Origin of the sequence: uncultured Tenacibaculum sp. (assembly GCF_947495995.1) — a bacterium.
Taxonomy (GTDB): Bacteria; Bacteroidota; Bacteroidia; order Flavobacteriales; family Flavobacteriaceae; genus Polaribacter.
On sequence record NZ_CANMAX010000003.1, the window covers coordinates 429,793 to 453,310 of the forward strand.

At 29.6% G+C, this 23,518-nt stretch carries 25 protein-coding genes; 10 read left to right on the top strand and 15 right to left on the bottom strand.

All coding sequences use genetic code 11. The features are described from left to right. Window positions 1-20 precede the first annotated feature (20 nt). Together nhaC and Q1A15_RS11140 are read left to right on the top strand one after the other, a co-directional pair. Complete coding sequence (gene nhaC / locus Q1A15_RS11135; protein WP_299623367.1) at window positions 21-1,511, top strand: Na+/H+ antiporter NhaC; 1,491 nt, start codon at window positions 21-23, stop codon at window positions 1,509-1,511. Between the two features lie 64 nt (window positions 1,512-1,575). Next, complete coding sequence (locus Q1A15_RS11140) at window positions 1,576-1,731, top strand: hypothetical protein (protein WP_299623370.1); 156 nt, start codon at window positions 1,576-1,578, stop codon at window positions 1,729-1,731. A 66-nt stretch (window positions 1,732-1,797) separates the two neighbouring features. Here the strand turns inward: Q1A15_RS11140 and Q1A15_RS11145 are convergent, their stop codons facing one another. Then, a complete protein-coding gene (locus Q1A15_RS11145) occupies window positions 1,798-3,762 on the bottom strand; it encodes a putative porin (RefSeq protein WP_299623373.1) in 1,965 nt (654 codons plus the stop codon). Window positions 3,763-3,832: 70 nt separating this feature from the next. Between Q1A15_RS11145 and Q1A15_RS11150 the strand changes: the two genes are divergently transcribed. Continuing rightward, the gene (locus Q1A15_RS11150; RefSeq protein WP_299623376.1) at window positions 3,833-4,438 is read left to right on the top strand and encodes a ribonuclease HII; all 606 of its coding nucleotides are present in this window, start codon (window positions 3,833-3,835) and stop codon (window positions 4,436-4,438) included. A gap of 143 nt (window positions 4,439-4,581) precedes the next feature. On the opposite strand, the gene Q1A15_RS11155 is transcribed toward Q1A15_RS11150, so the two are convergent. Beyond that, a complete protein-coding gene (locus Q1A15_RS11155; RefSeq protein ID WP_299623379.1) occupies window positions 4,582-5,109 on the bottom strand; it encodes a hypothetical protein in 528 nt (175 codons plus the stop codon). Window positions 5,110-5,168: 59 nt separating this feature from the next. On the opposite strand from Q1A15_RS11155, the gene Q1A15_RS11160 reads away from it, so the two are divergent. Beyond that, window positions 5,169-6,218, top strand: a complete 1,050-nt coding sequence (locus Q1A15_RS11160; RefSeq protein ID WP_299623382.1) for a nucleoid-associated protein — start codon at window positions 5,169-5,171, stop codon at window positions 6,216-6,218. A gap of 29 nt (window positions 6,219-6,247) precedes the next feature. Here the strand turns inward: Q1A15_RS11160 and Q1A15_RS11165 are convergent, their stop codons facing one another. The 3 genes from Q1A15_RS11165 to Q1A15_RS11175 are packed head-to-tail and all read right to left on the bottom strand — an operon-like array spanning window position 6,248 to window position 7,651. Then, window positions 6,248-6,601: a hypothetical protein gene (locus tag Q1A15_RS11165; protein ID WP_299623385.1), complete on the bottom strand. Its 354-nt coding sequence runs from the start codon at window positions 6,599-6,601 to the stop codon at window positions 6,248-6,250. A 1-nt stretch (window position 6,602) separates the two neighbouring features. Continuing rightward, entirely contained in the window at window positions 6,603-7,181 is a 579-nt protein-coding gene (locus tag Q1A15_RS11170) for an alkylphosphonate utilization protein (protein WP_299623389.1), read from the bottom strand. A 44-nt stretch (window positions 7,182-7,225) separates the two neighbouring features. Further along, window positions 7,226-7,651 (bottom strand): DUF4440 domain-containing protein, encoded by a 426-nt coding sequence (locus tag Q1A15_RS11175; RefSeq protein WP_299623392.1) that lies wholly within the window; start codon window positions 7,649-7,651, stop codon window positions 7,226-7,228. Window positions 7,652-7,720: 69 nt separating this feature from the next. Here Q1A15_RS11175 and Q1A15_RS11180 point away from each other — a divergent pair, with 69 nt between their 5' ends. The 4 genes from Q1A15_RS11180 to Q1A15_RS11195 are packed head-to-tail and all read left to right on the top strand — an operon-like array spanning window position 7,721 to window position 9,529. Further along, a complete protein-coding gene (locus Q1A15_RS11180; protein WP_299623394.1) occupies window positions 7,721-8,224 on the top strand; it encodes a GNAT family N-acetyltransferase in 504 nt (167 codons plus the stop codon). Between the two features lie 2 nt (window positions 8,225-8,226). Next, window positions 8,227-8,613 carry a VOC family protein gene (locus tag Q1A15_RS11185; RefSeq protein ID WP_299623396.1) on the top strand — a complete coding sequence of 129 codons (387 nt, stop codon included), beginning with the start codon at window positions 8,227-8,229 and terminating at the stop codon, window positions 8,611-8,613. Between the two features lie 13 nt (window positions 8,614-8,626). Then, complete coding sequence (locus tag Q1A15_RS11190; protein WP_299623398.1) at window positions 8,627-9,067, top strand: cytochrome c; 441 nt, start codon at window positions 8,627-8,629, stop codon at window positions 9,065-9,067. 18 nt (window positions 9,068-9,085) lie between these two features. Further along, entirely contained in the window at window positions 9,086-9,529 is a 444-nt protein-coding gene (locus Q1A15_RS11195) for a cytochrome c (protein ID WP_299623401.1), read from the top strand. 28 nt (window positions 9,530-9,557) lie between these two features. Here the strand turns inward: Q1A15_RS11195 and rimM are convergent, their stop codons facing one another. The 6 genes from rimM to Q1A15_RS11225 form a co-directional block, all read right to left on the bottom strand. Next, window positions 9,558-10,088 carry a ribosome maturation factor RimM gene (gene rimM, locus Q1A15_RS11200; RefSeq protein ID WP_299623403.1) on the bottom strand — a complete coding sequence of 177 codons (531 nt, stop codon included), beginning with the start codon at window positions 10,086-10,088 and terminating at the stop codon, window positions 9,558-9,560. 15 nt (window positions 10,089-10,103) lie between these two features. Then, window positions 10,104-10,604, bottom strand: a complete 501-nt coding sequence (locus Q1A15_RS11205) for a 30S ribosomal protein S16 (RefSeq protein ID WP_299623406.1) — start codon at window positions 10,602-10,604, stop codon at window positions 10,104-10,106. A 186-nt stretch (window positions 10,605-10,790) separates the two neighbouring features. After that, on the bottom strand, window positions 10,791-10,982 hold the full coding sequence (locus Q1A15_RS11210) for a cold shock domain-containing protein (RefSeq protein ID WP_075341206.1): 192 nt from the start codon (window positions 10,980-10,982) through the stop codon (window positions 10,791-10,793). Between the two features lie 87 nt (window positions 10,983-11,069). After that, window positions 11,070-12,167, bottom strand: coding sequence for a DUF4407 domain-containing protein (locus Q1A15_RS11215; protein WP_299623411.1), 1,098 nt, complete (start codon window positions 12,165-12,167; stop codon window positions 11,070-11,072). Between the two features lie 70 nt (window positions 12,168-12,237). After that, entirely contained in the window at window positions 12,238-14,283 is a 2,046-nt protein-coding gene (locus Q1A15_RS11220) for a M56 family metallopeptidase (protein WP_299623413.1), read from the bottom strand. Between the two features lie 73 nt (window positions 14,284-14,356). Next, a complete protein-coding gene (locus tag Q1A15_RS11225; protein WP_299623416.1) occupies window positions 14,357-14,731 on the bottom strand; it encodes a BlaI/MecI/CopY family transcriptional regulator in 375 nt (124 codons plus the stop codon). A gap of 100 nt (window positions 14,732-14,831) precedes the next feature. On the opposite strand from Q1A15_RS11225, the gene Q1A15_RS11230 reads away from it, so the two are divergent. Both Q1A15_RS11230 and Q1A15_RS11235 read left to right on the top strand, forming a co-directional pair. Next, entirely contained in the window at window positions 14,832-15,401 is a 570-nt protein-coding gene (locus Q1A15_RS11230) for a hypothetical protein (RefSeq protein WP_299623419.1), read from the top strand. Then, window positions 15,401-16,048, top strand: coding sequence for a DUF2490 domain-containing protein (locus Q1A15_RS11235; protein WP_299623422.1), 648 nt, complete (start codon window positions 15,401-15,403; stop codon window positions 16,046-16,048). The genes Q1A15_RS11230 and Q1A15_RS11235 overlap by 1 nt, the downstream gene beginning before the upstream one ends. 36 nt (window positions 16,049-16,084) lie before the next feature. On the opposite strand, the gene Q1A15_RS11240 is transcribed toward Q1A15_RS11235, so the two are convergent. The 4 genes from Q1A15_RS11240 to Q1A15_RS11255 are packed head-to-tail and all read right to left on the bottom strand — an operon-like array spanning window position 16,085 to window position 23,417. Further along, window positions 16,085-18,022 carry a DUF3857 domain-containing protein gene (locus Q1A15_RS11240; protein WP_299623425.1) on the bottom strand — a complete coding sequence of 646 codons (1,938 nt, stop codon included), beginning with the start codon at window positions 18,020-18,022 and terminating at the stop codon, window positions 16,085-16,087. Window positions 18,023-18,041: 19 nt separating this feature from the next. Beyond that, window positions 18,042-20,051: a DUF3857 domain-containing protein gene (locus Q1A15_RS11245; RefSeq protein ID WP_299623427.1), complete on the bottom strand. Its 2,010-nt coding sequence runs from the start codon at window positions 20,049-20,051 to the stop codon at window positions 18,042-18,044. Window positions 20,052-20,064: 13 nt separating this feature from the next. Continuing rightward, window positions 20,065-21,969 (bottom strand): DUF3857 domain-containing protein, encoded by a 1,905-nt coding sequence (locus Q1A15_RS11250; protein ID WP_299623430.1) that lies wholly within the window; start codon window positions 21,967-21,969, stop codon window positions 20,065-20,067. Window positions 21,970-22,028: 59 nt separating this feature from the next. Continuing rightward, window positions 22,029-23,417, bottom strand: coding sequence for a dipeptidase (locus Q1A15_RS11255; protein ID WP_299623433.1), 1,389 nt, complete (start codon window positions 23,415-23,417; stop codon window positions 22,029-22,031). Window positions 23,418-23,518 lie beyond the last annotated feature (101 nt).

The following is a 23,518-nucleotide window of genomic DNA, read 5'->3' on the forward strand; positions in this document are numbered from 1 at the left end:
ACAACCAAAAAAATCGATCAATGCAAGAAAACCAGAACAATTCTGAAATTAAAATTGAAGATCAAAAAATCCAAAAAAATCCTAATTTATCTATTTGGGAGGCTTTAATTCCTGTTTTAGCACTTATTGGAATGTTAGCTTATAACGTTTATGTATTCGGAGATGATGCATTAAGTGGGAGTAATCAATTTATTCTTCTTTTAGGTGGAGCTGTAGCAGCTCTAGTTGGGTTTAAAAACAAGGTTAGTTTTCAATTGATGATGGATGAAGTTGCAGAGAATTTAAAATCAACTTCTAGTGCAATTTTAATTTTATTGATGGTTGGTTCTTTAGCTGGGACATGGTTGGTTAGTGGAATTATTCCATCAATGATTTATTATGGATTACAAATTTTAAACCCTACAATATTTTTAGTAGCCTGTTTAATAATATGTGCGGTAATATCTGTAGCGACAGGTAGTTCTTGGACTACAGCAGCGACTGTAGGTATAGCATTGATTGGAATAGGAGAAGCATTAGGTATTTCTTTAGGAATGACAGCAGGAGCGGTATTATCTGGTGCATATTTTGGAGATAAAATGTCACCAATGTCAGATACTACAAATTTAGCCCCAGCAATGGCTGGAACAGATTTATTTACGCATATTAAATATATGATGTATACTACGATCCCAACATTTATTGTGACATTTATATTTTTCTTAATACTTGGATTTACACAATCTGCTACAGGTGATGCTAGTACTACACAAATGTTGTTAGATATAAAGAAAGCATTTAATGTATCGCCAGTATTGTTTATAGTTCCAGTATTAGTAGTGATTTTGATAATTAAAAAAACACCTCCATTAATAGCGTTGTTAGCAGGAACTTTGTTAGGTGCCATCTTTGCTTTAATTTTTCAACCGGAGGCAGTTGCTGAAATAGCTGGAGTTAAAAAAGAAAATTTAGGTTTTAATTCTGCATATAAGGGAATTATGAAAGCTATGACTGTAGATACTTCTATAGCTACAGATAACGAAGTCTTAAAAGACTTATTTACAGCTGGAGGAATGAAGAAAATGATGGGAACTATTTGGTTAGTTATTTGCGCCATGGTTTTTGGAGGTATAATGGATGCGATTGGAGCTTTAGCTAAAATTAGTAGTTTTATGTTAAGTTTATTCGATAGTATTTTTGGATTATTTGCTAGTACTGTATTTACCTGTATTGGTTTAAATTTTACAGCTTCTGATCAATATTTAGCATTAGTTGTTCCTGGTAAAATGTATGCTAAGGCATATAAAGATAAAGGTTTAGCGGCTGAAAACTTAAGTAGAACTTTAGAAGATAGTGGAACTGTAACTTCTGTGTTAATTCCATGGAATACTTGTGGAGCATACCATTCTGGAGTTTTAGGTGTACCAGTTGTTGACTATGCTTTTTATGCAATGTTTAATTGGTTAAGTCCTTTTATGACATTAATTTTTGCTGCTTTTAGAATCAAAATCAGACAAATAGTTTCTAAGTAAAATAGTATATAGTTCTTTCTCATAATTTGTATATTTAAATCAATAACCTATTAAATATCAAATCATGAAAAAACAAATTTTAAGTTTAGGAACTAAATTAGAAAAAGATCAACTAAAGAACGTTAATGGAGGACTTTCTCGTTTAGAATTTTGTAGAGAAGTTTGTTCTCGAAATAGATATTATCCAGATCATTATTATGTAAGATGTGGATGTGCGTAAGCAAAGAAATAAAAAGCGCCTTATTGAAAAATAAGGCGCTTTTTATTATATGTTATTTCTGTTGTTTTATATAAACCAATTCCAAACCAATCCAAAACGTATGGACATGTCTCTATATGGATAATTAGGAGCAGAGAAGTAATTTCTATTTGATAAAAAGCTAGAAGTAATATTATCTATTTTAAAGAAAATACGCGTTCTCTTTACTCTTGCATTAAAGAATACATCTACAGATGGAAATCCGATTTCTGTATCATTTTGAACTGTAAATTCGTTTACAATAGGATTAAAAGCATTTGCTTTGTATTTTGAGAAGTAGTTAAATGTTGTTCCTATTTGCACTAAAATAGGCTTTCCTTTAAACCATTCTCCAGTGTAGTACAATGTATTCCTAGTTACAAATTCAGGAACTCTAAATACTGCGTTTCCACTAGAAACATTTTGGTACATAAGTGTATTATCAAAAGCAAAGTTTTTAAAGAATTTAAACTCTTTACTGGCTTTAACTTTTAAATAAGTTATAGATTCTCCAAATTGCTTCGGAGTGTTGTCAGAATCAAAATAAACGTAGTCTTCTATATTGGTAAAATCTAAACTAGCATTTCCCCATTTAGAGTTAAAAGAAAAGCCAATATTTCGAGTATCAACATTTGTAAAGTTATTATCCCAGTTGTAATCGTTGTATACACTTTGAAATAATTGTGTATTAAATCTAGGTGCTTTAGAGGTTAACAATAAACTTCCTTTAACTGTGAAAACACTGTCTTTTTTATACATTGCTTCACCACTAAAATGATTTCCTGCTAAATAACCACTTCCTGGAGTGATATTAGCACTTGCATTAACTTTAAAGTTCTTAATTCTACCATTCCAATCGGCACCTAAAGAAATAGCATCACCTTTTAATCGGCTTCTATTAATTAATACATTTCCGTTATGAATCGTATCGTAACCATAGTTTACAGTAGTGTAATTTGCTTTCACTTTAAATTTTCCAAGAATATATTTTGAGTTGAATTCTAAGTATCCTTGGTTATTAAACAAAGTATAATCTACTCTTTCATCAATTCCTCCAGAAGCTTTACTTGCATCTCCAAGAAAATCTGTGTCAAGACTAGATTGTCCAAATCGATATTCTTTACCCTCATAATGCAAAATATGTCCAACTTTTAAGTTGGTAAAATTCTTGGTGTTTGTTGAATCTTTTTTACTAGAGAATAATTTGAAATTATGATCGGCATATATTCTAATACCTTCAAAATTACTTTCGGCATTATCTAAGTTAACATCTAAACGACCTCTATTGGTAAAGTTAGGATCGTTGGTTAAAAAGTTTTCTAAAGCTTGTGTGGTTAATCCACCGTTTTCTTGGTTTACAAAATCTTGAGAAGTAACCTGTGCTCGAATTCTATATTGATCTTTTGGTGTGCTGTAGGTTAATGTGGATCTAAAATTACCGGAACTAGATAATGATCGACGATATTGACCTAAAGAACGTAAGCCTCGGTAGGCAAAACTTAAATTTAAACGTTTAGATAAGTTAAAAGTAAATAAAGCATCTAAAACCTGACCTTGCTCTTGCCCTGTTCGATACATAATTACAGTAGTAGGTGTAGGAACACGATAATAATCGATATCCTCTATTTGCATGTAATTAAATTGTTTTGCAGTAAAACCGATATCAGGAAATTGAGAAATATTTCTAAAGTTATACCCTAAGTTATTGAATGTTTGTCCTTGATTATGAAAAGCAAGTAATTCAAAATTATCTTTTCTTCTGAAGTTAAATAAATATTCTTTTTGAATAGTTAATGTCGTATCTACAATGCTAGTGTCTTTTTTAAAACTGATGATTTTGTAATCGGTATACTTAGTTTTTCCACTAAGTTTTACATTAATTTCGTCATTAGAAATGGTGTCTAATCTATTTACTCCTTGGTTAAATCCACCTAATCCACTTCCTAATGATCGTATCTGAGCATTTGTAACAAAAGAACTAATAACGAAAAGAATACCAATGATATATTTCATAGCGACAAATGTAAAATAATAAAACGAAAATTTATGTGAATAATATCTATGAAAACTGTTAATTTGTTTTATGTTACAATTGAATTTTAGCGGTTTTAGTTTAGAAGCAGGAACAGATGAAGCAGGTAGAGGATGTTTATCGGGACCAGTAGTTGCAGCAGCGGTTATTTTACCTGAAGATTTTCATCATGAATTTCTAAACGATTCTAAACAAATCTCGGAAAAGAAACGCAATATTTTACGTCCTTTTATAGAAGAACATGCCACTGCTTTTGCTGTTAGTTTTATAGATAATGAAGAAGTAGATAAACTAAACGTTTTACAATCTTCAATTACAGGAATGCATAGATCTTTAGATGGGTTGAAAGTAACGCCTGAATATGTTATTGTTGATGGAAATAAGTTTAAACCTTATAATGATATTCCATACGAAACTATAGTAAAAGGAGACGCAAAGTTTATGAGTATTGCAGCGGCATCTGTATTAGCTAAAACTTATCGAGACGATTTTATGGAGAAAATTCATAAAGAATATCCACAGTACAATTGGAAAAAAAATAAAGGATATCCAACCAAAGAACATCGAGCGGCAATTAGAGAATTCGGAGCAACGAAATATCACAGAAAGTCGTTTCGCTTATTGCCAGAACAATTAGAAATTGATTTTTTAAAGTAACTTTTTGTTAACCTTAATAATCAATAGAACTTATATTACTTGTATAGTTTTGCTGTAATAATAGTTTACAAGTAATTCCCCATTAATTTAAAAAGTGCGACAAATTAAATCTGCCGATTCAGTCGCACTTTTTTATTTTCAATTTATTTTGATTTTACACCAACAAAATTGTCAGACTTTAGTTTAAATAACACATTAAAGGTTGTTAAACTACCGTAAATACGTGTAATATATTGTTGTAAGTCAATCTTATCTTGATCTTCAAGTGTTTTGCTAGAATTAATTTTTTGTTCCATTACTCTAATACGATCTCTCACCATTACAATTTTATGGAAAAACGTATCAATCGGAATTTCTTTAGAAGCTAAATTAGTATCAGCAGGTTCAATAATTAATTTTCCGCCTTTAAATTTATCTGAAATAGGAACAACTTCAGAAACATCGCTCCACTTCTTTAAAATATTACGTAATGTATTTTCAACTTCAGAAAAACTTATGGTATCTACTTCATCTTCTACAGCTTCGATAACTTCAAATTCAGCATCCAAACCAATTGTTTCCAATCCGTTTTCTTGAAAAGTTACCCAATAATACCTACTATCAACGTTAGTAACAACGCCAAAACCATATTCAGAATGATTAATTCTAGAACCAATTCCTAATAATTTCATATTTCAACTATTTTAAACGATACTAAAATACGTATTTTTGTGACCTAATTTTTTGAAAAATGATTAAAAGAACTCGAGCAGAACTAACAAAATGTATCATTCATAAAGTTGCGAATAAGTACAATAGTGGTAAAAATTCATTATCAGAAAGTTTAGTTCGTTTTGATGAAGAAAGCTACGAACTATTAATGCCTTTTTTATTAAAACCTTTTGGTACAGTAACACAGAGTTACCGTTTTAATCATCATGCAGATGTTCGATTAAATGAAATTAATAATTACGCTTCTAAGATTTTTGAAGATGAAGAAACTTTTATCGAGCATTCTAAGAATATTGTGAATCATTTATACGAGCAGTCAAATTCTGCACAAATTAAAACAGGAGATGTTTTAGTTGTGTTGTTTGAAGGTTTAGAATATAAAGATGTATTAACGGAAGCTGTTGGAGTTTTTAAAATTGAGAATAAGGTTGATTTCTTTCAAACTTATTTAGATGATGATAGTTTTGATGTTGTTGTTCAGAAAGGAATTTCTACTAAAAAATTAGATAAAGGTTGTTTAATCTTAAATTCTTCAGATACAGAGGGAACTGTAGTGTTGTCTGTAGATAATAATAATTACGATGCGCAATATTGGATCAAGAATTTCTTGAATGTGAAATATGCAGATGATAGAAATTTACATACGCAGCATTATTTAGAATTATGTAGAGATTTTTCTGAAGAAATTATTAAACCTGAATACGGTAAGCACGAACAAGGGAACTTTTTAGCTAATACAGTTGATTATTTTAAAGAGCATGAAAGTGTAGATTATCATACATTTAAAGATGAAATCTTTGAAGATGAAAAGCATAAAGACATGTTTGAAGATTATAAGAAACATTTCGAGAAGCTAAATGATGTATTAGTAAGGAACAATTTCGAAGTTTCTGATATCGTATTAAAGAAAGAAAAAGGGAAGCTTAAAACAGAAATTAAGTTAGATACAAATATTCAGATAAAGATTGATATTGATGCACCTGATGCTGCTTCTGAATACTTAGAAAGAGGTTATGATGAGGATAAAAAAATGAAGTTTTACAAAGTGTATTATAACGCAGAGAAATAAATAAAAAGCAGCCATTAAAGCTGCTTTTTTTATGAGTTATATTCTTTTATTTCATTTTCTAATTCTGCTTTTAAAGCATTCAACTTGCGTAGTTTTTTATTGTTTTGATATTTTGAGTTGAAATGAAATAACAAACAAAAAACTGAATATATTAAAGCAGACATTATCACTAAAGTGATGTAATTGTAATCTCCTTTTTCTACTAGAGAATCTCTTCTGTGTAAAGCATCACTTCCTCCATATGTTGGAGCCCAGAAAGAAAATACAATTCCAAAAACAATTACTTTCCATAAATGTTTTAAAATAAAGTTTTGTTCTCTTTTTACATTTTCAATTTTATAAATAGTGGCTTGTAGGTGTTTTTCTTTTTGCTGTTTAGACATTTTATAGCTTTTTTACATATTTAGTGACGATTACAATATTTTGTCCGTCTACTTTTCCTTCAATATATTCTGCATTTTCAGCATCAAGAGAAATTCTTCGTACAGCAGTTCCTTGTTTACAAACCATACTAGAACCTTTTACTTTTAAATCCTTAATCAATACCACAGAATCTCCAGCTTGTAAAATAGCTCCATTACTATCTCTATGAATTACTTTTTCACTTTCATCTAAGTGTTCACCAGTAGCTTCAGCAAAACGAAGTTCATCAGCTTCTAAATACATCATATCTAATAAATCTTGAGGCCAACCTTCCTTTTTTAAACGATTCAACATTCTCCAAGCAACAACTTTAACAGGAGTAAATTCACTCCACATACTATCGTTTAAACAACGCCAATGATTTACATCTGTTGTTTCAGGATTTTCAATTTGTTCTTTACAAATATTACATATAAGAATATTACCATCTACACCACCAGTTGAAATCGGCGGAACTTCGTAAATAGATAAGTTATCTTTCGCTGCGCATAACTCACATTGTTTATGACTTCTATCTTGTAATTCTTGTAGTAAACTCATTGCTTTAATTTATATCTGCGAAAGTAATGTTTAATTTGAAAAACTTAACAGGAAGTATCTGCAATAATCTTCCATTCTCCTTTTATTTTTTTGAAAATCACCATAAATATTCCGTCTAATTTTTCTGTTTCACGAGTTATGTGATATTCTCCCATAACATAATAACTTTTGCTCTCAATCTTGGAAATGGTTCTAATTTTGAATTTCAATTCTCCTGAATCTTCTTGATACGGATAACTCTTTTTGTACTTCTCTAATGTTTTTTGCCAACCATAAGTAATTCCTTTTTTACCTTGAAACTTTAAAGAATCAGATTTCCAATACCCCAGCATAAAACAATCTAAATCATGTCTAGACCAATCAGAAGCTTGGTGTTTCATTAGTGCTCTAATTTCTTTTTTATCTTGTTCTTCATTAGAACTTGCACAAGAACATAAGATTACGGTAAGGAGTAAGATTAGTTTTTTCATGATAAAAATATTTGTACTATAAGATATAACCTTTTTTTAAAATCGTATTATTGATATAAAATTAGAGTTATGCGATTAGAAAGTGAACGATTAATTATTAAAGACGCAGAAGTTAGTGAGGCTCCTTTTTATTTTGAATTATTCAATGATCCTGATTGGATTAAATATATTCATGACAAAGGATTAAAATCTGTAGAAGCAACAGAAGCGTACTTAAATGATATTTTAGCAAAGAATGCAAAACTAAATGGTTTAGGTTTCTTCTCAGTGTTATTAAAAGAAACGAATGAATTTATTGGAATGACTTCTGCTATTCAGCGTGAAAAATTAGACTTTGTTGATGTAGGTTACGGATTTTTACCTAAAGGAAGAGGGAAAGGATACGCAAGTGAAGCAACTTTATTAATGATAGACTATATTAAAGAGAAGTTTAAACAAGAAAAAGTATTAGCCTTTACAGTACCTGGGAATGAAAAATCACAACAATTATTAGAGAGATTAGGTTTTAAATATGTTGGATTAGAAACTATTTTTGAAGGAGAAGAGGATTGTGTTTACGAATTTAAATTTTGATTATGAAAATCGAAGGATTGCATCATATAGCTATTATTTGTTCCGACTATGAAGTATCTAAAAACTTCTATACGGAAATATTAGGATTTACTATTCAGCAAGAAATATATCGAGAAGAGCGAAAATCGTATAAGTTAGATTTAGCTTTAAATAATACTTATTTGATAGAGTTATTTTCTTTTCCTCATCCTCCGAATAGACCTTCTTTTCCTGAAGCAACTGGATTACGACATATCGCATTTGCGGTAAAAGATTTAGAAAATTGGAAGTTGTATTTAGAAAACAAAAACATACATGTACAAGATATACGATTAGATGAGTTTACCGGAAAACGTTTCTTCTTTTTTAATGATCCTGATAATTTACCTATCGAATTGTATGAAATTTAAATAAAAAAGAACTATGAAAATAAGTGGGAATTTTATTCTTGGAGCAATAACGTCATGTGTTTTATTATACTTAATTTTTTGGATGGTACAAATACAAACAAAACAAGAAAGAGAAGATATAACTGATGCAGTGATTTCAGAAAGAGTATTGAAAAGATCTATCTCTAGAGGAAAAGAATTGTTTATTAAGGAAGATTGTTACAGTTGTCATAAACCTGATAAGTTACAGACACCGTCGTCTATGAAGCTGATTAATATCTCATATATTAGAGATAAAAAATGGTTATTTCGATTCATTAGAGATGAAAAATCTTTATTAGAAGTTAAAGATTCAGAAGTTTTAGAGTTAAAAAAAATATATAAATGGGCAAACGGTAAACATGATAAAAAACATTTAACTGATGATCAGTTACATGATATTTTAAATTACCTAGATAGTTTTAAAGTGAATTAATTCATAAAGTTGTGAAATATGAAGTTGTCTGGGAATATAATTTTAGGTAGTATACTATCAGTTATCTTAGTATTAATGATCGCTTGGGTAGTACAAATTGAAACAGCGATTGATGATAGTGATGTAGATAATTTTACATCTAAAAAAGAAAAAATAGTTAGACTTTCTAATTCTTTAAAACAATCAAAGGAAAAAGGGAAGAAACTATGGAGAGAAAATAATTGTATTAATTGTCATAAAATCCATATTCGTGATGGTCATCCTTTGCCAGGGGTAAAAGATAGATATCCAAAAGAATGGTTAATTAAATATGTGAAAAATGAGCAAGTGTTAATTGAACAAAAAGACCCGGATGTTTTAGCTCTAAATGCTGAATGGAATTCTAACAAATCAGAACATAAAAATCCTCATCTCACTGAACAAGATGTACTAGATATTTTAAATTATATAAATAGAAAATAAATGGTGAACTAAACTGAATTAATAGTTGTTATTCAGTTAAATACAAGTCAATAAGTCCTTCTGGAGTTTCTACTGCTATAGTTTTATTTTCGCGATCTACCTTAATAATAAAATCATCAATCATTGGAATAAATATTTCTATTCCATCTCTATCAATTTCAAATAAAGGTTGTGCAGCTGAATCATTAATGTTTGTAATTGTACCAACATCACCGAAATTTTTATCAGTAATAGTAAAACCAATTACTTCATGATAATAAAACTTATTCCCTGTAAGTTTTGGAAGTAAAGTTAAAGGTAAATAAATCCCAGCTTTCATAATCGCTTCAGCATCAGCTTCAGAATCAACGTCTTCAAATTTTACACGAAACATTGTGCTTTTACTTAAAGATGATTTTTCTATAAAAAAAGGAACCAGATTATTGCCTAATTCGACAAAAACTGATTCCAAATTTTTGTAAAGATGAGGTTCATCAGTATCTAACTTAATAATTACCTCGCCTTTAAAACTGTGTTTTTTAACGATTCTACCAAGATAAAAACAATCTTTAGTTTGCATTATCGTTATACTTTTTTACTCTTCGCTATCTCCACCTTCTTCAGTAGCAGCATCTTCACTATCTACTACAGGAGCTTTTGCAGCAATACGAGCTTCGTTAACAGCTTTTTCAGCTTCTAAAGCTTTTGCTTTAGCATCTTCTTTAGCTTTTGCTAAACCATCTACTTTACCAGCAACTTTACCAGTTTTTTCTTCTAACCAAGCGTTAAACTTAGCTTCAGCTTGCTCTTCTGTTAAAGCACCTTTTCTAACACCTCCAGCTAAGTGGTTCTTTAATAAAGCACCTTTGTAAGATAAAAGAGCTTTAGCAGTGTCAGTTGGTTGAGCACCATTTTGTAACCACTTTACAGCAGCATCAACATCTAAGTTAATTGTTGCTGGGTTAGTGTTTGGGTTGTAAGTTCCGATCTTTTCTAAGAAACGACCGTCTCTTTTTGACCTAGAATCGGCAGCAACTACCCAATAAAATGGTTTTCCTTTTTTACCATGTCTTTGTAAACGAATTTTTACAGGCATACTTGTTAAATTTTAAGGTACACGACCTTGATTATTAATCTATTAATTTAAAATTCGATGTGTTTCGAATTTTGAGTGTGCAAATTTATAAAACTTATTTTAATAAACTGCTTGGTTTAAAGTTTTTATTTAACCAAAAAGCATCTGAAAAACAGATGCTTTTAAAAAATTAAATGTTGTTATATATTAAATTACTCTAACACTTACAGCGTTTAATCCTTTTTTTCCTTCTTTAAGTTCGAACTCTACTTCATCACCTTGTCTTACTTCATCAATTAGTCCTGAGATATGTACGAAATACTCTGTACCTGAGTTTGACTCTGTAATAAACCCAAATCCTTTAGATTCATTAAAGAACTTTACCGTTCCTTGTTTCATTATAAAAATGTATTAAATATTAAAGCCGCAATTTACTATTTAATTCTCAGTAAATCAGTATTTTTTAAAAAATATTTCTTAACTATCTTACAATAAGCGTTTTTGATTTTCAAAAAAAGAATCTCCTTGTAATTTCATTAAATTTTGAGCCATTTTTTGTTTATAATTATACAGTTCTTCTTCTGTTTTTAAATCATTATACACTTCAGCATTAATATGTTTATCTGTATCTACGATTTTTTCTCTTTGATTGTTTTGCTGAACAATCCAAGATTTAATTTCAGACTCACTATTTTCTAATTTATAATCGTACTCACTTTTACTACTAATTAGTTTGGTGAAAATAGGAGAAGTTTCAATAGCTAAAAAAAGTAGAAATATAAATAGTGAAGGTAATGCAGGAAGTTTATTTAAAGCATTTATACGAGCCATTAAACCATCGTAATTTGCAATAATTGGTTGTGCGTTGGTTTCACTATTTTTTTGTTGTTGTAATAATGTTGCGATTTCAGTTTCTTTTGAAGCGATTTTTTCATTGTTCGCTTTTTTTAATTCTGATAATTGAGCAAGTGAAGCGTCGTGTTTTTCTCTCTTTTCTTTGTAAACTGGCCCTTTGCCTTTAAGTTTTGTTCCTTTTCGTCCTTCCGCTTCAGCAATATAAGTTTCATAAAGTTGATTTGTTTCTTGTTCTTTCTGATCAATTTCTGCTTTTAAATTAGAAATTTCGGTTTCTAATTTTTTAATTTGAGGTGTAAATTGTTGTGCAATCTGATTTTTATTATCAAGTGTCATTTGATTTTGTTCAGTCAATAAAACTTGATTGATTTCCTTTTCAAAAATCTTTAACTCTAAAGGCTTAGAAATTACAACGGCAATAATAATGGCTAATAATAATCGAGGAAATGCTTGAAGAAATTCTTTGCCAAAACTATTCTTTTTGCGAAGTGTAGAAACGATATATCGATCTAAATTGAAAATAAGTAAACCCCATACTAATCCAAAAAAGATTGATGTGTAAATATTTTCAAAAACAGTATATAAGGCATAACTACTAGCTATAGTTGCCATTAAAGCTGTAAAGAAAACTGTGGCTCCTATACCAGCATATTTATTTTGTTCACCATTAGAGCAATTTTGTATCAGGTCTAAATCTACACCCGAACATAAAAGAAAGAAACGTTTCATATATTAAATAACGATCTAGGTAAGTGTTTGTTACAAGAAAAGCCTCTTTTTAAGAGGCTTTTAACAAGAGTTATTTTTTGTTGCTTACAGCATACAAGCTTTTATTTCCATCTTTATCTCTTATGATATTTACAGTAGCAATTTTTGAATAATCAATTTTTTCAAATTTTTCTTTGCTGATTGATTTATTATCTAAGTAATAATTAGAGATTACATTCTTATTACTCAAAGGAGAGTTCTTAGAACTGAATAATTTGTTAAATTTATTACCAGTTGAATTCCTTTTAGCTATTACTTTTCTTTTAGCAGTAAAATTTCCTTCTTTAGGTTTAGGAGGTGGCGGAATATTACTTTTTTCACCTTTCTTAACTTTAGGATACGTTCTTTTCGGTGGAGGTGGAATATTACTTTTCTCTCCTTTTTTTACTTTTGGATACCTTCTTTTCGGCGGAGGCGGAATATTAGTTTCATCTCCTTTTCTTACTACTGCTCCATATTTTGATGAACTTTCTTCTGGAGTAATTAATTTTCCTGATTTAGTAACTTCTTGTCCGAAGCGATTATAATATTGTATACCTTTTTTGTTTTTTACATAAAATAGTTTTTCGCCATTCGCATCGTAAATTTCCTTTTTATGTTTCTTCATACGAGGCGGAGGAGGTGGCAGCATTTTTCTTTCTTCAGGAGTTAGTTCAGAAGTTTTCTTTGTTATTGTTTTGCCATCTTTATTGGTGTACGTAAAAGTGCCTTTCCTACGGTTTACAATCTTAGGATTCGAACGTTTAGGAATAGAATCTTTACTTATTTTTTCAATAGGCTGACTTTTTCCCTTTTTAGCTGCTAACCATTTTTTGAAAGCTTTTTGTTGTTTTTCTTTTCTCTTTTTTCTGAATTTTGGAGTTTCTAGTGAATACTGATATTCTTGAGGAAAACGTTTGCTCCTAGCATTTTTATGAACAAAACTTCCAGAGTAATCTTCGAAATCGGTATTCTTGTATGAATTTAGTTCTTTGTTGTCAGCAACTTTCCCGTCGATCCAAATAGCGTATTTTTCTTTGTTTTTTAATTGCTCAATAAGCGCTTTCGATGGTTTTTTAGGAGCTGAGTTTCCAGAGAAAAGTTTAATTTGTTTCTTTTCTTCTTCTGTTAATTCGCTATACTTTTTTGTTACTGTATTACCATTTTTATCCTTAACAGTTACGATAGCATTTCTGTAAGCAAAATCTTTGTAAGTGTATTCTGAAGAATCTTTAGGTTCTTGTTTGTTTATACCATCATCAGAAGATGTTAAAGCACTGCTGTCGTCAATAAATGTAAAAGGCTTTTTTTCAGAAGCCTCAACCCGTTCAGCAAGTATAAATAATAGTCCACATAATAATGGGATAACACTCATCTTTTTCAGCAAAATTGCTTTGCCAGATTTTTGTTTAGTCATCATAAGTAATCTTTTTTTAGTTAAAATAAAATTCAAATTACTGGCCAAGTAATATTCTTTTCTACCAGAACTTCTTTTCAGTAAAAGCTCTTGATATGTAATTGTATTGTCGTGTATGTCTATAACTGAAGCATCTGCAATAAATTCATGATTTAAACGAATTGCTTTTTTTAAGTAAATAAAAACAGGATTAAACCAAAGAATAGCGTGCAATATTTCAATTAAAATAATATCGAAAGTGTGATTTTGAGTTACATGTGTTAGCTCATGCGTAAAGAGTTCTTTTTCTATACTATCATTATTATATTCATCTTTGTTTATAAAAATGTAATTCCAAAATGTATGTGGAGCAATTTTATCGTTAACCAATACAAGTTTAGCATTATGAAAATCTACAACTTCATGTTGGCGTATTCTTTTGATAATATTGAATAAATTCTTGAAAAACCTGAATAAAAATAGTCCTGCAATAACTGTATATATGACTTTAAAGAATAGTAAAAAATCAAAATAGTTAGTTGCTTTTCCTGTTTCGCCAGGATTTAGTGCTATTGTTTCATCTAAAATATATGGGATTATAGATTCAGGATGAATTCCAGAACTTACATATATTGTGTACTGAGGAATTAAAAAAGAGAATACTAAACTTCCTATTAAAAAGAATCGATTAAAGTTATGCATCTTTTCTTTTTGCAATACAAAATGATAGAAAGTCAGCAAAACAGTTAAACAAATTGTAAATTTTAGAATATAACTAATCATTATTTTGCTCTTTAATTTGATTGTCTATAATCTTTCGTAATTCTTTTAATTCATCTACAGATAAATCTGTTTCTTTAGTGAAAAATGAAGCAAACTGACTCGCAGAATCGTTAAAAAAGTTTTTAATTAAACCATTTACATGTTTAGAAAAGTAATCTGTTTTTCTAACCAAAGGGAAATATTCTCTTGATTTTCCAAACAACTTGTAGTCAATAAAACCTTTATCTCTCATACGTTTTAATAACGTAGCCAGTGTAGTTGTTGCAGGTTTAGGATCTGGAAACTCTTGTAATAAGTCTTTCATAAAAGCCTTATCTAATTTCCATAAATATTGCATTACTTGTTCTTCTGCTTTAGATAATTTCATTTCTACAAGATTAGAATTTACTCTACAAATGTAGAGATAAAATTTAATTCTACAAGTGTAGAGTAAAACTTTTTTAATTTTGAGTGTGTATTTTTGTGATATGAGATTACTTTTTTTGTTGAGTTTTTTTATGGTTTTTAAGTTAAGCTCACAGTTTAAATACGAGAGAGAATATAGGGTTTCAGAAGAAAAAGTTCCGAAATCAGCTATTACATTTTTAGAACAGTTTCAGTTGTCAAAAAAAATTAAATGGTACGGAGAAGAAAGTCAGGATGGAAAAACTTTTGAAGCTAAATTTTACTATAAATCTCAAAAATATAGTTTCGAATTTGATGAAAAAGGTAAAATAATTGACGTTGAAGTAAAGCGTAAATTGAAAAATATAGAAAAAGAAGATCGCCTAAATATTGAAGCGAAATTAAAGACTCTTTTTAGAAAATACAGACTTAAAAAATTACAGATTCAGTTTTCTGGAACTTCTCAAAATATTGTTGAACAACTTACCAAGTATTTAGAAAGCGATAATTACGATAGCGCGTTGTTTGAACTTGTAGTTTCTGGTGTAAAAAAGAAACATCGTGATTTATACGAGTTGCTTCTAAACTCTAAAGGAGAAGTTTTAAAGGAGTTGAAATTTAAAGAGTTGAATTCAGATAATTTAGAGTTTTAATGCGACGAGTTTTAGTGTTGTTTTCAGTATTATGGATAGGAAAAGTCTTTGCTCAGTCTACTTTTTCTGCAGGTTTGTTGCCTAAAGTTGTTACTTCTTTTAAAGTTTCACCGAATATAAAATGGGCGAATGGAATAGAATCGAGAACTTTTATTTATGATGAAGAGTTTAAGTTTTCTCATAGTTTAGTTGATGTATCTTCAATTTTTTCATTGAAAACAAGAATGAATAATAAATTAAATTTTGGATTTATTTTTCGTTTTAAAGAAGGTAAAGTAGAATACAGATCGCTACAGCATTATAATATTATTCAAAGATTAGAACATTTACAGTTAGGTCATCGTTTTGCTTTTGAACAATTTTACGATGATATTATAAATTTAAGAGGAAGATATAGAGTTACATTACAAAAAGCTTTGAATGGAGATAAAATAGATGTTTACGAATGGTATATGAAGTTTAGTAATGAGTATTTGTGGCAGTTTAATGATGAAACTTTAGAAATTAGATTATCACCTAATTTAGGTTATAGGTTAAGTAAAAAGAACAAAATAGAAATAGGAGTGGAGTATCGCGCTTCTGATTTTACAAGAACGATTGATAAAAATCAATTATGGACACGATGTACAATGTATATCAGTTTATAAAAAAAATCCGCTTTTATGAAGCGGATTTTTTATTGTCTATTTTTTCTTGAATTCAATATAGCTACTTTGCATATTAATTACTTCGTTGTAAAACTTCTTTATATAATGATATTCAATTTCGTTGTAAACAGCTTTACTAAAAAAAAGCTTATTGTAAATTTTAATTTGATCGCCTGTAGTTTTTACGTTCAAAATTGCTCTTCCTCCTTTATTTGGTAATGAAATTGCTTTAGTTTTTGGTAGTTGAGAAACCTCATAGCCTTCAGGAATTTTGATCGTAATATTAAAAGCTTTAGACCAAGCATGACCAAAATCAACAGGGAATTTTCTTTCTTTTAATTTAAAAGGATTCACACTATTTCGATCAATAATAAAAGGATTAATTCGAATCACATTTTCTAACTCTAAATCTGGTATGGAAACACTGTAAAATGTTTTAAAAGAATCTTTACCATTTTTAGAAGGAATGGCATTAAATTCATCTACTTCTATGAGTGGATATCTAGTTTCAAAATCTTCTAAATATTTATCTTCAGATTTTGAACCGAAAGCTTTACGCTCACCAATAGCATAATATCCTTTTTTAGCTGTAATTATTTTTCCAACAAAGACATCGTCTTTAAATTCTAGATTAATACTATGATTTTTATATGATTTGAATTTAGGTTTAATTAATTCCCAATAACTTCCCTTTTTAAAGTCTAAAACACGTCCTTCACCATTTAAACATCTGTATGGAATTTCCCCAAACATTAACTGTTTGTCTGTAGCATCTAAGAAATACGTTTCTCCATCAATTACTGTTTTAATAATAACATAATTAAATTCTGATATAGAAGGATAAAGTTTAGTAACAACTCCGTTTTGACGAGTTGATAAAACAACTAAATAGGTTTCTATATTAGCAGCAGTTAAAGCATTATATAGTGTTAAGTTAATTGCATCTACAGCACCTACTTTATCATCATAAATATTTTTAACTTTTATCTTTTTTCTACTCCAATATTTATCATTCCAATTTAAGCGTTCTTGAATGTGTTTGTATACAGCGTCTGCTCGTTCAAAATCATTTTTTATGGTTAATAAATTAGATGGTAAGTTTCTTTTAAAGTAATTTTTCTTTGAAGTTTGTCCGTCGAAAAAATTGTTTTTTAACGTCTTATCTGCATCTTTCCAGGTACTGGTGTAGTTTGTAACTTTACCATCCATTGCTGTATAAGAAATTGACTCAAAAATAATTTTAGATTTAAAATTATCTTCAGCAAGCATAAAGTTTTCTCCTTTAAAAGCAGGAATATTATCTAATCCGTATTCAATAACCCAACAATCACCATCACCAACACCGTCTATGTGAACACAATTATTTTTGATGTAGCTATTACTTCTGTCTAAAGGTCTACTAGATCTAAGTCGAACATTGTGTTTCCAGTTTCCTAAAATAGAAGCTGTAAAATCACTTTTCATCTTTGGAATATCAGACTGAAAATTCCAATCGTTCAATTGAGAATACGGAGAAATTATACTGTAGGTGTATTCAATTACACATCCTACTTTTAAGTCAGGTAACGTAAAACTAGTTTGTTTCCATGTTTCAGAAAGTTGTTTTCTGAAAATGTTTTTATCTGATACATATGTTCTTCTAATAAAATCTCCTTGTAAACTATAAGTAACAGCTTTAATGTTTTTAACATCTTCAGATTTGTAGGTGTTTATTGCAATTGTTGCTCTATCAAACTCTTCTTTACTGAAAATTTTTACTCTTTTGTATACATCTCTTCTGAATCTATAATTATTTTCACGATCTACATATTGATATCCTCTTTCTTCTAAAACCACAGCTTTAGCAGTGCTATCTTTGTCATAAAGTTTCATAGCTAGCTCGTCTTTAGAGATGTAGCCTAGTTTTTGAAAATCTTCCATTTGTGCAGAAAGACAAACTGTAAAAACTAAAAAGTAAAGTTTAATAAGTTTCATAGTGGTTGTTTATAAAAGGTTATTTTTTACTTAAAACAATTTTTTCCATTTGTTTAGCTACGATTTGTTTGTAAAACTCTTTGGTAGCTTGATAATATACTGGCGAAATCATTGCTTGATTTAATTGTAAGATCGAACTAATTTGAACTCCTTTTTCAGTAGCTGTTGCTTTGAATTTGAAAAGTCCTAAACTTTCTGGTAAACCTATGGCTAATTGTTCTGGTACAAATTCTACTTGATAACCTTCAGGAATTTGAATAGATATATTGTTCTTAATTTTTCTAGGTGTAGCAAATTCAATAGGGAATTTACGATCTTCACTTTTAAAAGGATTTTCTTTCTGTGTTAGGAATAAAAGCGGATTTATATATAGCTTACTGTTAACTTCTTCAATTAAATTATCAGAAGAAAACTTAATCATTCGACTTAATTTTTTTCCAAGGTTTTTCTCGTTTCTACTTTTAAATTCTTCAATTTCAATATCGTAAAGTTCTTCGAATTTAGAGATTAAATCTTCTTTTTGAATATGATTGAATCTTTTTCTGTCAAGTAAAGCGTCAAATCTTGTAGAATTTTGCATTATATATCCACTTAATTCACTTTCATCTTCAATTTTTACTTTGATGTTATTCTCTCTTGTTGAGTGTGTAGAAGAAGTTAATTTAACCCAAGAAGAAGCTCCTGCTCGTGTTACTTTTCTACCGTTCCAGTTTAATGCTCGAATTGGAAGTAAATTCGGAATAGAATATGGTTCTGTAGCATCTAATAAAACATATTTTCCATCTGAAAATTCAATCATAGAAATTACATAGTTAAATCCGTCTATTGTTGGGAAAACTGGAACTCCATTTGATCGAGAGCTAACTAAAACCGGATTAGCATTTAATCCAGCAGATCTTAGCATAGATGTTAGCATTAAATTAATATCAGCAACATTTCCAACACCTTCTTTGTATGCTTTTTTAACTCCAAATTCAGCTGTAGTTCTGTAATTTCCATTCCATTTTACTTTAGCTTTTACAAGCTGAAAAATTGCACCAGCTTTTTCATAATCATTAGTAGCAGCGCTTAATACAGTAGCTAAATCTTTTTTGTAATATCCGCTCTTTTCAAGCTCGCCTCCAAAACTTTTGTATTTGTAAATACGTTTACTAACGTCTTCCCATGTAGTTGCGTAAAATCGAGGAGAACCATTAGGGTATTTTACGTAGGATAATTCATATTTAATTCCTCCTCTATAGTTTGCGATATTGGCAACAAAAGGTTCATCGTCTTTTAAAGCAGGAATGTTACTTGCATTAAATTTATCGATATTAAATTTTAAATCTTGATCGTAACTGCTCCCTCTTTTTGTTAGGCCAAATTCATCTTTATACTCTTGAACAAGATGTATCGTTCCATTTCTCGTTGATTTTGTAACAGGTACACTGTAGTATCCTTTAGAAGCTTTTTTAAAGTTGAAATATTCAGGAGCTTCAATTGTTACTTCTAGTTTATTTACTGGAATATCATATTGAAATTGAACAGGATCAATATTGCTGATGTAAGGAGAAGTTGTTGTATATTTTAAATCAATAATACTTCCTTCTTTTACTTCAGGAAAAGCAATTTTTACAGCAGTTAAATTATCTGTGATTTCTTCATTAAAACGATGTTCCTTTTTTAATTTAACTTTTGTTACTTTATCGTCTAAATAGTTAAAAGTATATCCTTTAATAGATTTGATCTTTTCTCTATTTCCACTTGCGCTAAATAGCATAATTCTAAAGTTCGCCTTATCTAAAGCTTCTTTATTATAAATTTTTATTCTTTTGTGTATTTCGTTAATTAAATAGAAACCTTCACTATTACTATACCTGTAGTGTGTTCTTCTTTTGTTGAATAAAAACGCAGCGTTTGCTGTTGAATCTTTTTCGTGGGATTTTTGTAAAACTTCTTCTTTTGAAACTTTACCAAATTTAATTTCTTGAGTAAAGCCATGCTTAGCTACAGCTACTAAGCATAGTAGCATCATTAGTTTATTTCTCATAGTTTTAGGGTGATTATTGTTTTTTATAAATAGCAATTCTAATGTTCTCTAATTTTGCAATTTTCTTTCTGAATTTTCTATACAATTTGTAATCTTCTTTAGGATATGTTCCAGCTTTAATTAAAATGGACTTTTTATACTCAAGAGTATTACCATCTACTTTTTTAATAGACATTTTATAGCTTCCAAACTTCGTTTCAATTACTTTTTCCTCAGGAAGCATTTTTACGACGTATTCTTCAGGAATAGAAATTTTGTAAGTGTCAGTATCCTTAAAACCTCTATCGATTTGTAATGGCATTTTTCTATTTCTATATCGCTTTGGAATATATCTGTTTCTATTAAAAACATTTACACGAAACAAAAAATCATTTTCATTAATTGTCGCATAATCGTCTATAGAAACATCTAATTTTTCAGTAAATACAACATTAGTTTTGTCATTTTTTAAAGCAATGTTATTAATAGATGTATTGTTGTTGTAACTCCAAACGTTAGAGATGTAATATTTTTCTAATTCTTTCTGAGACTTATTTTCGATCTGGAATTTACCATCGTATTGTATTCCTTTTGAAGTGATTTCAACATTAGCTTTTAAACTCCCTTTTGCATCGAAAGTAATATCCGCAGTGATGTTTTGAGAGTTAAATTCATTTTTATAAGAAGGAGTTCTTTTAATTACACCTCCTTCAGGAGTAATAACAAGTACATCACGATCGTCTGTGAAATCACCTAAAAAACCAAAAGGCATGGTCTGACTGGTACATTCTAACCAAACATCTTCTCCGTTCTCATTAGGAATGTTTAAAATCACATGATTTCCTTGCATTGAAGTGAAATCTTTATCAATATCTCTTCTGTTTTGAGCATATACAACAGAATAATTAGCAGGAACGCCAACAGCATTCAACAAAGCTTTAGTGTAGTTGGTTAAACCTTTACAATCTCCATAACCAAGTTTGTCTACTTCTTTAGCAGGAATAGGTTCCCAACCGCCAATGCCTACTTGAACACTAATGTATCTAGTTTTGTTCTGCATGAATTCATACAAAACCTTTGCTTTTTCAATATTGTTGTCTAAACCTTTAACTAACTGTTCAGCTTTAGCTATTGTTATTGGACTAAGTGTAATTTTGTCTTTTAATAATTTGGTTTCCATCCATTTTCCGAATTCATTCCAATTACTACCGCTACCAGAAACTCTTTTCAAAGTAAACTGATTTAATGCAGCCATTAATCTAGGGAAATAATCTTGTGGAGAAACCGAACTACGTTCAAATTCAATAGCAGTTTGATTTTCGATGCGATAATGAATTTGATCTTCTGAAACACGTTTGATAGGGAAATTTGTGAAATTCTTTTCCTTGGTACGGATTTCTAAATTTAAAGGATTTAGGATTTTATATTCAGATTTTTGAATAGCCGTGTAATATGCTTCTATCGGATTCCAAGAAGGAATAAAACCTGTAGATGAAGTTTCGTGTTCTGATTCAAAAACAACAGTGTAAGGATATTCAGTAGGCGTGTAGTCTAAAATTTTTATTCTATTATCTGAATACAAAGTTCCACCATCTACAGCACTTACATCATTAAATTTACTTTTGGTAAATTTCTTTAATTCTTTTCCAAAGCTATTATAGATTTTGGCAGAAAGCTTCTTGATTTTTGTATCATCGTCATAATGCGCATAAGCATCAATATTTTTGTCTCCTGCCTTATTTAATATCGTGATAATTCTTTTCTGATATACCACCATATTGTTTACTTTTTCAAGCTGAATTTCAATGTAATTATCTCGAATTACAGCATTTGCATTTTCTTTTAATTCTAATGGTATTGTTAATATAGATAAATCTGTAGTCTGAGCTTTCATTTGTAAGGATAAACAACAGAAAGCTAATAGTATAAGTTTTTTCATAGTGTCTTTTGAGCGCGAATTTAACAAAAAAAAGAAAACCCCAAAAAGGGGTTTTTATCTTATTTGTATAATTCACTAAAATATTTGTAGAAGTAAGGTATGGTTTCAATTCCTTTTAGATAATTCCATATTCCAAAATGTTCATTTGGAGAGTGAATTGCATCAGAATTTAAACCGAATCCCATAAGAATTGTTTTACTTTTTAATTCCTTTTCGAATAAAGCAACAATAGGAATACTTCCTCCGCTACGTTGAGGAATCGGAACAACGCCAAATGTTTCTTGGTAAGCCTTACTCGCAGCTTGATATCCAATATTATCTATAGGAGTAACATAACCTTGTCCGCCATGATGTGGAGTAACTTTTACCTTAACACTTTTCGGAGCAATATTTTCAAAATGGTTTTTGAATAAAGTTGTAATTTCTTCCCAGTTTTGATTAGGAACTAAACGCATCGATATTTTTGCATACGCTTTAGAAGCAATAACGGTTTTAGCACCTTCACCAGTATATCCTCCCCAAATTCCATTTACATCTAAAGTAGGTCTAATCGAATTTCTTTCGTTTGTAGAATATCCGTGTTCACCATAAACATCATCAATGTCTAATGCATTTTTATACGCTTCTAGAGAAAACGGAGCTTTAGCCATTTCATCTCTTTCAGCTTGAGATAATTCTTCTACTTTATCGTAAAATCCAGGAATTGTAATGTGATTGTTTTCATCGTGTAACGAAGCAATCATTTTACTTAAAATATTAATTGGGTTAGCCACAGCTCCACCATATAATCCAGAGTGTAAATCTCTGTTTGGTCCAGTAACTTCTACTTCAACATAACTTAAGCCTCTTAATCCTGTAGTAATTGAAGGAATGTCATTAGCTATCATTCCAGTATCTGAAATCAAAATAACATCATTAGCTAATTTTTCAACATTTCTAGGAACAAACCAAGCTAAACTTTCAGAACCAACTTCTTCTTCACCTTCAATCATAAATTTAACATTACATGGTAGTTTTCCTTCAGAAGTCATGTATTCTAAAGCTTTAACGTGCATGTACATTTGTCCTTTATCATCACAAGCTCCTCTAGCAAAAATTGCACCTTCAGGATGAATATCTGTTTTCTTAATTACAGGCTCAAAAGGAGGAGAATCCCATAAATCAATTGGGTCAGCAGGTTGAACATCATAATGTCCGTATACTAAAACTGTAGGTAAATCCGAGTTAATTATTTTTTCACCATAAATAATAGGATAACCAGGTGTTTCACATAATTCAACTTTATCACATCCTGCCTCTTTTAATGATTTCATAATACTATCAGCAGTATTTAAAACATCTTGAGAGAAAGCAGTATCTGCACTAATTGAAGGTATTTTTAAAAGTTCAATAAGTTCATCAATAAAACGTTTTTTATTTTTATCTATATATTCTTTAACGGTATGCATTATTACTTTGATTATTTATGCTAAGTTACTTTTTTTTACTAAAAAACAGTAATGTTAAATGTTGCTAATGAAGCAGGTTTGTGTTTTTTGTTAAGATTTTT